Origin of the sequence: Nitrosarchaeum koreense MY1 (assembly GCF_000220175.1) — an archaeon.
Lineage (GTDB): Archaea > Thermoproteota > Nitrososphaeria > Nitrososphaerales > Nitrosopumilaceae > Nitrosarchaeum > Nitrosarchaeum koreense.
This window is the reverse complement of the sequence record NZ_AFPU01000001.1, coordinates 1,367,773-1,379,749: the sequence shown is the minus strand read 5'-3', so window position 1 is coordinate 1,379,749 and position 11,977 is coordinate 1,367,773. Positions and strand designations below refer to the sequence as shown.

Genomic DNA, 11,977 nt, shown 5'->3' with positions numbered 1-11,977 from the left:
ACCAAAACATACTATATTAGCACAGAATATTTCAAACTATGAGAATTAATCCCTACATATCTGAACATAAACGAATTCATCATGGGGGCCCATTTTCAATAAATAATCCTAATTCAGATATTGTGGATTTTAGCTCAAATATTAGCCCTCTTGGAATTTCTTCTATTGTTCGTAAAACAATAAAAAATCAGATAGATTCAATACAAATCTATCCTGATTCAGATTCTAGCCAACTTAGAAAAAATCTAGAACATTATACCAAAATACCATCTTCTCAAATTGTTGTAGGAAATGGGGCTACAGAAATAATCTATAATTTCTGTAGAACTTTTCTATCCAATAAAACACCTGTTTTAATTCCGATTCCAACATTTGGTGAATATGAATCTGCAGCAAAACTATGTGGGGCAAAAATTACATTTTTTAAAACAATGAATCTAGAAAAAAATACTGATGAATTTATTTCTAAAATTCCAAATAATGGATGCATCTTCATCTGCAATCCAAATAATCCCACTGGAAATTTACTCTCAAAAAAAACATTACAAAAAATAATCATATTAGCAAATAAACACAAAACTTTAGTGTTTGTAGATGAATGTTTTATTGAATTAGTGCCAGATTATGATGAATCCATTATTAATCTAATTAGAAAATATAACAATTTATTTATTTTAAGATCTTTGACAAAATCATTTGCATTAGCTGGATTAAGAATTGGTTATGGAATAGGTTCAAAACAAATGGCTATAGTTTTAAATAAAATTAACATTCCTTGGAATATTTCTGGATTGGCACAACAAGCAGCATCTGTTGCTCTTTCGGATAGATTTTATTTAGACAAAGTTAAAAAACTAATCAAAAAAGAATCTATATATCTCATAAATAGCATTTCTAAACTTAAAAATTTTCAATGTATTGATACCTCTACAAATTTTATTTTAATAAAAACAAAAATAAAATCAAACGTATTACAAAAAAAACTACTTGAAAAAAAAATTTTAGTTCGTGATTGTAAAACAATTCGGGGATTAAATAATAATTATATCCGAATTGCTGTAAAGACAAGACAAGAAAATCAAAAATTAATCAATGCTTTGGAGAGATTATGAAATCATTAATGATACAGGGTACATCATCTGGATCTGGAAAAACTACTCTTGTTACATCTCTATGTAGAATTTTTTCAGATAAGGGATTTTCAGTAGCACCTTTCAAGTCTCAAAATATGTCAAATTATGCGTATAAAACAAATGATTTTGAAATATCTCGTGCACAAGCAATCCAAGCAATAGCAGCTAGATGTGAAATTACCTCAGATCTAAATCCAATTTTATTGAAACCTCAAGGAAATTACTATAGTGATGTATACCTCAATGGAAAACTGTTTAAAAAAATGCATGCTTCAGAATATTATAAAAAATTTGTAACAACTAAAGGACTAACGATTGCTACTAAATCATTTAAACATCTTCAAAAAAATTACGATTTGATTATTCTGGAAGGAGCTGGTTCTCCTGCTGAAATTAATTTGCAAAAATTTGATATTGCAAATATGAAAATGGCAGAAATATCAAATTCTTCAGTATTATTGATTTCGGATATTGATAGAGGTGGTTCATTTGCCAGTATCGTAGGTACCATGGCTCTTTTAGAGAAAAAATATCAAAAGTTAGTCAAAGGTTATGTAATTAATAAATTTCGAGGTGATATCAATATACTAAAACCAGGTTTTAAAAAAATTAAAGAAATAACAAATCGACCAATAATAGGTACTATACCTATGATTAACTTAGATTTACCTGAGGAAGATTCTTTGAATGTTAATGCCAAGAATTTGACTTGGAATAAAAAAAATCTTGTTAAAATAGAAAATGAAATTGATAAACTAAGTAAATTAGTAAAATCAAATTTGAATATTGCCGAAATAGAGAGGATGATTAGTTGATAATTGAATCAATTCTAATTGTATTTTTTGCGCTCGTATTAGATTTCACAGTTGGTGATCCAAGAAATAAATTTCACCCTACTGCTTGGATTGGATCCTTAATTGCAAAATTGACCCCTCATACAAAAAATTCATCAGAAACTTTGGAAAAACTTGGAGGTATTTTGATCATTTTAATTTCTATTGGAATAGTTATATCATTAGTTATTTTTTTGGAAATTGGAATTAACTTAATTTCCATAGATTACATCTACATAATTATTTCAATAATCGTAGGAAGTGTATTGTTAAAATCAACTATTGCAATAAAAGGAATGGAAAAACATGCAATAGCAGTTGTTACTGCACTAGAGCAGGACAACATTTCTTCTGCTAGAGACAATTTATCGATGATCGTAAAGCGAAATACTAAAAATCTTGATAAAAATCACGTATATTCAGGCGTACTAGAAAGTATTAGTGAAAATACGGTTGATGGTGTAACTGGACCTCTTTTCTATTTTGCATTTTTTGGTTTACCTGGTGCCTTTGTTTATCGGGTGGTTAATACCGCTGATTCTATGATTGGATACAAAACAGATATTTTCAGAAATATTGGGTGGTTTGGAGCAAAATGTGATACAATTTTGAATTACATTCCATCAAGACTTACTGGATTTATCATGGTAATCAGTGCTATGATTCTAGGAAATAATTGGAAAAAATCTTTTGAAATAATGATTCGTGATGGAAAGAAAACTCAAAGTCCTAATGCCGGATATCCCATGGCAGCTATCGCAGGAGCATTAGGAACAAAATTTGAAAAACTGGATCACTATTCATTAGGTGATGGAAATATTTCATTTACTAAAGATCATGTCAAGTCAGCAATTTTAATAATGAAAGTTACATCGATATTATTTTGTGGAATGGTTGTAGTTCCACTTCTTTTATTTTTATCATATTTAGGTTGGTGGATTCATGCTTAAGGAAATTGGCTCTGTTTTTTCATTTTTGACTATCATTCCAATTGGCAATTCAAATCTTGAAACAATTGCAAAATACATGTATATTTTTCCAGTTGTAGGGATTGTAATTGGTTTAATTGTTGGATCAATAGGATTTGGGCTCTCATTATTTTTAGATCCATTGATAGTAAGTTTACTAGTTGTTACTTCATTTGCAATACTTACAGGTATACATCATACTGACGGTTTAGCAGATTTTGCTGATGGTTTAATGGTAAAAGGTACAAAAGAACAAAAACTTGCAGCAATGAAAGATCTCTCTACTGGTTCTGCAGGAATGGTAACAATAGTTTTGCATATTGTGGGATTGTTAATTGTGATATCATTATCTACTGGATATCAATTATTTTTAGCAATTTTACTAAGTGAAATAATTGCAAAATTTTCAATGGTTTTAATGGCAAGTATCGGAAAATCTGCCTCTCTAGGTTCCAATTCTCCTTTTATCGAGATGATGAAAAATAAAAATAAGTTATTACTATCTGCCATTATTACTTTAATCCCTATGATTTTGCTTGGTAGCCACATAGGTTTACTTGTATTTGGAATAGGCGTGACTTTAACTATGTTCCTAGTTATTTTGAGTACTCGTAGCTTTGGAGGAATCACCGGTGATGTTTTTGGGGCTACTAATGAATTGACACGACTAGTATCTCTTTTGGTTTTTATTTCAGTATGATTGGCATTGTGATGGCAGGTGGCAAAGGAAGTCGAATGAGTTTAACTGGAGAAAAACTCCTTCTAAAATATAAAAAGCCTGTAATACTTCATGTACTTGATGCTTTAAGAGATTCTAATTGCTTTTCAAAAATATTGGCAATCACTAGTTCTAACTCCCCACAAACAAAGAAATTTTTAGAAGAAAATAGTATTGAACTTTTTAATACTCCTGGTGATGGTTATGTAAATGATCTTAATTTAGTTCTTAAATCATTAAATGATTTTGTTTTGATTGCATCAGCTGATTTACCTTTTTTAGATGGTGATATTATTAAAAAAATTATAACTCAATGTAATTTAGAAAATGTTTGGACGACAATCATTATTACAAAAAAATTTCTTGATTCTTTACATCTTTCATCTGATTATTGGTTTGAGTTTGAGAATCAACAATGCTGTTATTCTGGAATTTCATTAGTAAATGCAGAAAAAATTTTAACTATGGAAAATATATCTGAAAAATTTATAATAATTGATGACAAAAGAATTGCTTTTAATCTAAATACAAAACAAGATTATGATTTACTCGGCACTGCCTGAGATCTTACCATTAATTTTTGCTTTAGAACCTGTTGGTTCTGCAATGTTGTTCCCACAAGAATTGCATACAACAACTTGTGAAGCATGAGAATATACCACTTGTAATTCACCGCATTCATTACAATTAACTTTCTGGAATTTACTTGATGGCTTTGGAATTTCAACGTGATCTTTTTTCATGCTGCCACCAACTCAAATTTTCTAATTCTAATACCTATTTTATTATATTTCTTTTTGCATACTGTGCATGTCATTATAGGAGTCACTTTCTTTGTAGTTTTTGCAGGTTTTGCAAGTTTTGGGAATTTTTGTCCACCATACCCTCGTTTACGCTCAGCATGTCTACGTTCTCCTCTTGCTGAACCCCTTCTTTTTCCAGCCTTGTATATGGAGACCTTTTGCTCAGTATGTGTTTTACATTTTGCACAATACTTTCGCATAACCTTGGGTATGTTCATATGAAAAAAACCGCCTCAACGGTAATTTAAGCATTGAATCTATAATAGGTGCATAATCTAAGAAAATTTGTGACTTCGAGCCTAGCAAATTCGATTTCTTCATTAAATTCAGTAGCTATGGGTGACAAAAAAGCAGATCTTGTGTTAAAAAACTGTTCATTGGTGTCTGTTTATACTAAAGAAATTATTCCAAAAATACAGATCGCAATAATAGATGATCGTATAGCATATGTTGGACCAGATGCTGAACATGCAGTTGGATCAAAAACAACTATTATTGATATTGAAGAAAAATATGTAGGCCCAGGTTTTGCTGATCCGCATTTACACATAGATCAATTTGTTTTACCGTCTGAACTTGCAAAAAAATCACTACTATGTGGTGTAACATCTCTTTTCTCAGATCCAATAGATATTGTTAGTGTATCTGGATACAAAGGATTTCAAGAATTTCTAAAACTAGGCGAAAATTTACCAATTAGAATATTTCAAGTTGTTCCAGGAGGTCTACCAGTAGATAGAAAATTTAGTAATAGCAAATCTTTATCGTTATCACAGGAAAAATTAGCAGTAAAACATCCTCATGTTTTAGGACTGGGAGAAGTTTTTTCATGGACCAAAGTAACTTTACGAGATCCTAAAACGATGAAATCTTTGAGTGCTATGTTGGAAGGAGATTGCATAATTAATGGACATACTGCTGGAGCAAGTGAAAAAAAACTTAATGCATACGTTGCATCTGGAATTCTATCTTGTCATGAACCTATCAATTTTGATCAGGTTTTAGAAAGATTACGTCTAGGAATGTGGATTATGATTAGAGAAGGATCAATTAGGCGTGACTTAAAAGAAATTATTCCACGTGTTTTGTCTCATGGGATTAATCTGGATAGACTGATGTTTTGTTCTGATGGACTTGATCCTACAGACTTGATACAGTATGGTCATATTGATCATTGTGTAAGGGAATCTATCAAACTTGGTCTAAACCCAATTGATGCTATTTCAATGGCTTCAAAAAACTGCTTTGATTATTACAACATGAATAAAGACCTAGGTGGCATTGCTCCAGGAAAGCTTGCTGATATCTTAATTTTTGATGATTTAAAATCTGTAAAACCTAACAAAGTCTTTGTTGGTGGAAAATTAGTTGTATCTAACGGTAGTATTATTACTTCGGTAAAGAAAAAAGCAATTCCTCCATGGATTAAAAAAACTATCAAATTAAAAAAACTCTCTCCCAAAGATTTTGTTATCAAGTCAAAAAAGAAAAGTGTTCTTGCAAATACTATTTTTATGCAAACTGAAATTATAACAAAACTCGGTTCTGTTGAATTATTTACTGAAAATGGAAACGTTTTAACTTCTTTGGATCAGGACGTGTGGAAAGTAGCTTCTTTTGATAGAATTCATGGAACTAACAAACATGTTATAGGATTTCTTGAAAATTTTGGAGCAGATATAGGTGCATTTGCATCTACTTGGTGTTTTCATGAAAATGACATGATTGTAATTGGATCTAATGATTCTGACATGTCTATAGCTGCAAATATTCTTATCAAAAATCAAGGAGGACTCGTCGTAGTAAAATCTGGAAAAATTATTGCATCATTACCATTACAATTGGCAGGAATTATTTCTACTGAATCGTTTGAAAAAGTTTTAACTAATTTTCAGCAAATAAATAGTTCAATTGTAGATTCTGGATGCAAGTTTTCACGACCTCATTTGATCCCGCTTTTCTTACCTTTTCTTGCTCTTCCCTCCATTCGAATACTTTCTGGAGGGATTGTCGATGTAAAAAAACGATCTTACATTAACCCAATCTGCTAAGTAATGTTAAAAAGGGGGATCACGAGGATTGTAGTTTATCTAAATGGCATCAATTCAACAAACTCCAAATGGACCAGTTTTAGTTCTAAAAGAGAGTGCGTTACAACAAAAAGGTAAGGACGCTCAACATAACAATATTGCTGCTGCTAAACTAGTTGCTGAATTAGTTAGAAGTAGTTTAGGACCACGAGGATTAGATAAAATGCTAGTTGATTCCTTAGGCGATGTTACTATTACTAATGATGGTGCAACCATCTTAAAAGAAATTGATGTTCAACATCCAGCTGCCAAAATGATGGTGGAAATTTCAAAAACAGTTGATAATGAAGTAGGAGATGGAACCACATCATCAGTAGTTTTTGGTGGTGCTCTTTTAGCTAAAGCAGAAGATCTTCTCAAAAAAGATGTCCATCCTTCTGTAATTATTGAAGGCTATCAAGCAGCAGCTGAAAAAACATTGGAGATCTATTCTCAAATGGCAAAAAAAATCTTACCTGATGATAGAGAAACACTTCTCAAAATTGCCACAACCAGTATGCAGTCTAAATTAATCTCAGAAGATAGTGATGTACTCTCTAAAGTTGTAGTTGATGCAATCTTAAAAGTTGCAACAAAGAAGGCAGAGACATATTCAGTTGATCTTGAAAATATTAAAGTTGAAAAGAAAGCCGGTGGTTCTATTACAGATACTCAAATTATCAAAGGCATTGTTTTAGACAAAGAAGTTGTCCATAGTGGAATGCCAACAAAAGTTGAGAAAGCAAAGATTGCATTGTTGAATTCCGCCTTAGAAATTGAAAAGACTGAGATGAGTTCAGAGATTAGAATCACAGATCCAACACAAATGCAAATGTTTTTGGAAGAAGAAAATAGAATGCTCAAAACAATGGTTGACAAACTTCACAATGTTGGTGTTAATGTATTAATTTGTCAAAAAGGAATTGATGATATTGCACAGCACTATTTAGCAAAATATGGTATCATGGCAGTTAGACGTGTTAAAGAAAGTGATATGATAAAACTTGGTAAAGCAACCGGTGGACGTGTTATTTCTAACCTCGATGATCTTACAGAAAAAGATCTTGGTATTGCAGATATTGCTCATCAGAAGAAAGTTGAATCTGATAAATGGGTATTTGTTGAAGGTTGTAAAAATCCACAATCTGTTACCTTGCTTATCAGGGGTGGTTCACAAAGAGTAATTGATGAAGTTGATCGTTCCATACATGACTCCTTAATGGTAGTAAAAGATGTAATTGAAAAACCAGAAATTGTTGCAGGTGGCGGAGCCCCAGAATCATACGCAGCATCCCAACTTAAAGAATGGGCAGATAGTTTTGATGGTAGGGAACAACTTGCAATCAAAAAATATGCTGAGGCACTTGAAATTATTCCTCTTACAATAGCAGAAAATGCTGGAATGGATCCAATTGATACAATGGCTACATTAAGAGCAAAACAAAACCAAGGTCGGAAATGGACTGGAATTGATGCACGAAATACAAGAATTGCTGATATGCTCTCTATAGATGTTGTAGAACCGCTAGCAGTAAAAGAACAAATAATTAAATCAGCAACAGAAGCAGCTTGCATGATTCTCAGAATCGATGATGTAATTTCTGTTTCTGGCGCACGATAAAATAATTTAACAAATTTAGCTAAAACTTAAGCAATCCTAACTATATTGAATTATTGTTGTACAAACTAGGAATAGATCTAGGCGGTTCTAAAACAGAGGCAATTCTACTCGATGAAAATCTAAACATTATTCAAAGAAAAAGAGTTACAACCCCCAGAAATGATTATTTCAAAATACTAGATACAATTACTTCACTGAGTTCTGAACTTTTAGCAAATATGAAAAATTATTCTATAGGATTATGCTCTCCTGGTGCAATCTCAAAAAAAACTGGTTTGATAAAAAACAGTAATACTCAATGTCTTATTGGGAAATCACTTAAAGAGGATTTAGAACAAAAATTAGGTCAAAAAATATCTATGGAGAACGATGCAAATTGTTTTGCAATGGCTGAATCTACATTAGGTGTTGCAAAAGGATTTGATGTAGTTTTTGGTATCATTATGGGGACTGGTGTGGGCGGAGGAATAGTTATCAATGGAAAGATTCACCAAGGTAGGACAAATATTGCAGGAGAATGGGGACATCATACATTACATCAAAATGGAAATAATTGTTATTGTGGAAAGAAAGGTTGTGTTGAGACATACATTAGTGGTCCAGCATTAGAAAAACGATGGAAAGAACTTACTGGAAAATCACAAAACATGCCTGAAATTTTACAAAATATCGATAATTCTAAACAATGGAAAGATGAGTTTTTGGAAAATTTTGGATTTGGATTGGCAAATGTTATTGATATCTTAGATCCTGATGTAATTGTCTTAGGAGGAGGTTTATCTAATATTGATTTTTTATATACTGAAGGAAAAGAATCAGTATATCAGAAAGTTTTTTCAGATTTAGTTGATACGCCCATTTTACAAAACAAGTTGGGTGATTCTGCTGGAGTCTTTGGTGCAGCATTATTATAAAATTTTATAATAGATTTTTTTCATTTTACGTTTGATTATTTTTTAAATTATATTCTTTTACAATTTTCCATTTTTTTATATTTGGAGAAAATTTTTGTATTGCTAGTTTACTTACCTGAAATTCATTTTTAATATCTAAATTATTTATTATTTTCATTTTTTCTTTAATTGGTAAGATTTTATAAATTAGACTTATGTGTGGTTTGAACTTATATTTTGATACTCTGTCAAAATATTTTTTAAAATTTTTATGAATTAACTCCATCTGATCATTTGATTTTAATTCAATGAATACTGTCTTCCATAATTCCTCAGACTGCAAAATTTCTGATTTTTTAACTAAAAATGAATTTTGATTTAAAATTATTTCTTTCATGATTTTATCAATTTCATTAATTTCTGTATCTATTAATCCATAAACTGTAATATGTGGTTCAAATTTTGGAGCATGATATTTTTCTGAAATTTCATCAATTGTATTTTTTAGATACTCTCTATCGCTTTTCGAAAATGTAAACCAAATAGCATACATAATTTTTCATATTTTAATTAGGGCAACCTTCCATTTTTGCAATAAAATAACCATTTGTCATTATCTCAATTTCTATTTCTTCAGATACTGATTGTGTATGGCAAAATCTACACTCTTTTGTTGTAACTACAGCGTCTTTCTCTCCAATACTATTTAGCCACTCTTTTGCAAACATGATTGCGTTTTCTATATTATTTTTGTCAGTTATTACATCAAAATGCATAGTATGACCATCTTTAGCTTTGACATATGTATCAAATACATGAAAACCCATACCAATCTCAAAAAAATTTGAATATTAATGGATTACTTTTGAAACAATTGAGTTGAATCTACGTCAGATCCTATGCACATATCACTAAATTCATCTGGATTTAATGAATAACATACTTTTGGCTCAAACCGTATGACTTGAACTTCTATTTTTTCACTCAATTTTTTTATTTTCTCTGATGAATTTTTTTCTAATGTTTTTTTGATAATTGATTCTTTTATTTCTAATTTTGTTGGCTCATCTGTTATAAAATTTACAATTCCTCTAAATTGAAATCCTTTCAAATCATCTTTATTAAAAACAGAGATAGTTACCCATGGATTTGCTTGTATATTCTTGTAAGATTTATGTTTAAAAAAATCTAACCAATAGATAACATTTTCATCAACCCTAAAAAAAATTCTTGGAGATATATTTGGTATATTATTTACTCCAGTAGTTCCTACTGCAAAAATTCCTTGTAACTCAATAAACTCTTTAATTTCTCTAGGAATTGTTATCATGAATTTATTATAATTATTTTATATTAAAAAGGTCTTTTGAACATCAAACTTGAGAGCAATCTGAGTTGTTTGAATGTAATTGTTTTATTGTGGCTCAATCGTTGCAGGAGGTTTACTTGAAATAGCATATGTTACCCATGTTACATCTTCAACCTCATTTGTGATTCTATTACTGATTTTTTCTAGTAATTCATGCGGTAATCTTGTCCAATCAGCTGTCATTGCATCAATAGAGTCTACTACTCTAATCATTACAATATTCCCGTATTTTCTCTCATCGCCAACTACGCCTACTGCTTTATCGTCGCCTACTGCTGCATATGCTTGCCAGACTTTACCGTAAAATCCAGATGCTATCAATTCATCTTCAACAATTTTACTTGCTACTTTTGATATTTGCAGCTTTTTTGGAGTTACTTCACCAATAATTCTTACAGCAAGTCCAGGTCCTGGAAATGGATGTCGCATGAAAAGTTTTTCTGGAACACCTAAAATTTTAGCAATTTTTCTAACTTCGTCTTTGTATAACTCACGTAAAGGTTCTAAAATTTCCAAATCGAGCCAATCTGGTAGTCCCCCAACATTATGATGGGATTTTATCACTGCCGCAGGACCTTTTGAAACTCCACTCTCTATTACATCTGGATACAACGTACCTTGTGCCAGCCATTTGAAAGGTCCTTTATTTTTTGCAAAATCTGTAAAAACATTGATAAATTCTTCACCTATGATCTTTCTTTTTCTCTCAGGATCTTCAATGCCTTTTAATTTACTTAAAAAATCTTGAACAGCATCAACCATTGTAAAATTCACATTAAAGTTTTTTTCAAACATCTCTTTGATTTCTATCTCTTCGTTTAATCGTAATAGGCCATTATTTACAAAAACACATTTTAGTCTATTACCAATTGCCTTGTGAATAAGTAAAGCAGCTACTGTTGAATCTATTCCGCCACTAACACCGCATAAAACATCTCCTTCAATTTTTGAAATTTTATTCACTGCAGAATCTATGAATCCCTCCATTGTCCAATCTTGTTTAGCTCGGCAAACTTTCAAAACAAAATTTTTGAGAATTTCAGTTCCTTGCTCTGTATGAACCACCTCTGGATGAAATTGAATTCCATAGATTGATCTTTCATCTGAAGCAATTGCCGCAGCCTTTGCACTTTCAGTGTGTCCTATTACTTTGAATCCTGGTGGTATTTGTTCTGCTTCATCACCATGACTCATCCATGCTCTAACTGAACCTCCAATCCCGCTTAACAGATTCTTATCGTTATCAATTGTTAGTAGTGATGAACCATATTCTTTGTTAGCCCTTTTTACCTTTCCTCCAAACTTATTTACAATTAATTGATGTCCATAACAGATTCCTAGTAACGGTAAATTCATGTCAAAAATTTTATTTTCAGGAACAGGAGCATCGGAGTTATAGACACTTGATGGACCTCCGGAAAAAATTATTCCTTTAGGATTGTGCTTTTGTAATTCTTCATGACTGATATCAAAGGGAACTAGTTCTGCATACACTGAAAATTCTCTTATTCTTCTGCAGATCAAATGACTATACTGAGATCCAAAATCTAAAACTACTATCTTATCCATA

At 31.2% G+C, this 11,977-nt stretch carries 14 protein-coding genes; 8 read left to right on the top strand and 6 right to left on the bottom strand.

Annotated features, from left to right (window positions below; all coding sequences use genetic code 11):
* Positions 1–38: 38 nt before the first annotated feature.
* Genes hisC through MY1_RS07960 form a run of 5 tightly spaced genes read left to right on the top strand, consistent with a single transcriptional unit; the run spans position 39 to position 4,215 of the window.
* Positions 39–1,112 (top strand): histidinol-phosphate transaminase, encoded by a 1,074-nt coding sequence (hisC, locus tag MY1_RS07980; RefSeq protein WP_007551444.1) that lies wholly within the window; start codon positions 39–41, stop codon positions 1,110–1,112.
* The gene (locus MY1_RS07975) at positions 1,109–1,948 is read left to right on the top strand and encodes a cobyric acid synthase (protein ID WP_007551443.1); all 840 of its coding nucleotides are present in this window, start codon (positions 1,109–1,111) and stop codon (positions 1,946–1,948) included. Before hisC ends, MY1_RS07975 begins: the two co-directional genes overlap by 4 nt.
* On the top strand, positions 1,945–2,916 hold the full coding sequence (locus MY1_RS07970; protein ID WP_007551442.1) for a cobalamin biosynthesis protein: 972 nt from the start codon (positions 1,945–1,947) through the stop codon (positions 2,914–2,916). Before MY1_RS07975 ends, MY1_RS07970 begins: the two co-directional genes overlap by 4 nt.
* On the top strand, positions 2,909–3,634 hold the full coding sequence (gene cobS, locus MY1_RS07965; RefSeq protein WP_007551441.1) for an adenosylcobinamide-GDP ribazoletransferase: 726 nt from the start codon (positions 2,909–2,911) through the stop codon (positions 3,632–3,634). Before MY1_RS07970 ends, cobS begins: the two co-directional genes overlap by 8 nt.
* Positions 3,631–4,215 (top strand): NTP transferase domain-containing protein, encoded by a 585-nt coding sequence (locus MY1_RS07960; protein ID WP_048110073.1) that lies wholly within the window; start codon positions 3,631–3,633, stop codon positions 4,213–4,215. Before cobS ends, MY1_RS07960 begins: the two co-directional genes overlap by 4 nt.
* Here MY1_RS07960 and MY1_RS07955 read toward each other — a convergent pair.
* A complete protein-coding gene (locus MY1_RS07955) occupies positions 4,198–4,395 on the bottom strand; it encodes a 30S ribosomal protein S27e (protein WP_007551438.1) in 198 nt (65 codons plus the stop codon). The genes MY1_RS07960 and MY1_RS07955 overlap by 18 nt on opposite strands.
* Positions 4,392–4,673, bottom strand: coding sequence for a 50S ribosomal protein L44e (locus MY1_RS07950; protein ID WP_048110071.1), 282 nt, complete (start codon positions 4,671–4,673; stop codon positions 4,392–4,394). Before MY1_RS07950 ends, MY1_RS07955 begins: the two co-directional genes overlap by 4 nt.
* 117 nt (positions 4,674–4,790) lie before the next feature.
* Here MY1_RS07950 and MY1_RS07945 point away from each other — a divergent pair, with 117 nt between their 5' ends.
* Genes MY1_RS07945 through MY1_RS07935 form a run of 3 tightly spaced genes read left to right on the top strand, consistent with a single transcriptional unit; the run spans position 4,791 to position 9,059 of the window.
* Positions 4,791–6,506, top strand: a complete 1,716-nt coding sequence (locus MY1_RS07945) for an adenine deaminase (protein WP_007551436.1) — start codon at positions 4,791–4,793, stop codon at positions 6,504–6,506.
* 43 nt (positions 6,507–6,549) lie between these two features.
* Positions 6,550–8,145, top strand: coding sequence for a thermosome subunit beta (gene thsB, locus MY1_RS07940; RefSeq protein ID WP_007551435.1), 1,596 nt, complete (start codon positions 6,550–6,552; stop codon positions 8,143–8,145).
* Positions 8,146–8,201: 56 nt separating this feature from the next.
* The gene (locus tag MY1_RS07935; protein WP_007551434.1) at positions 8,202–9,059 is read left to right on the top strand and encodes an ROK family protein; all 858 of its coding nucleotides are present in this window, start codon (positions 8,202–8,204) and stop codon (positions 9,057–9,059) included.
* 25 nt (positions 9,060–9,084) lie between these two features.
* Here MY1_RS07935 and MY1_RS07930 read toward each other — a convergent pair whose 3' ends face one another.
* The 4 genes from MY1_RS07930 to guaA form a co-directional block, all read right to left on the bottom strand.
* The gene (locus MY1_RS07930; protein WP_007551433.1) at positions 9,085–9,591 is read right to left on the bottom strand and encodes a 2'-5' RNA ligase family protein; all 507 of its coding nucleotides are present in this window, start codon (positions 9,589–9,591) and stop codon (positions 9,085–9,087) included.
* Between the two features lie 13 nt (positions 9,592–9,604).
* The gene (locus MY1_RS07925) at positions 9,605–9,865 is read right to left on the bottom strand and encodes a DUF2024 family protein (RefSeq protein ID WP_007551431.1); all 261 of its coding nucleotides are present in this window, start codon (positions 9,863–9,865) and stop codon (positions 9,605–9,607) included.
* A gap of 32 nt (positions 9,866–9,897) precedes the next feature.
* Positions 9,898–10,368 carry a pyridoxamine 5'-phosphate oxidase family protein gene (locus tag MY1_RS07920; protein WP_007551430.1) on the bottom strand — a complete coding sequence of 157 codons (471 nt, stop codon included), beginning with the start codon at positions 10,366–10,368 and terminating at the stop codon, positions 9,898–9,900.
* Between the two features lie 84 nt (positions 10,369–10,452).
* The gene (guaA, locus tag MY1_RS07915; protein WP_007551429.1) at positions 10,453–11,976 is read right to left on the bottom strand and encodes a glutamine-hydrolyzing GMP synthase; all 1,524 of its coding nucleotides are present in this window, start codon (positions 11,974–11,976) and stop codon (positions 10,453–10,455) included.
* Position 11,977 lies beyond the last annotated feature (1 nt).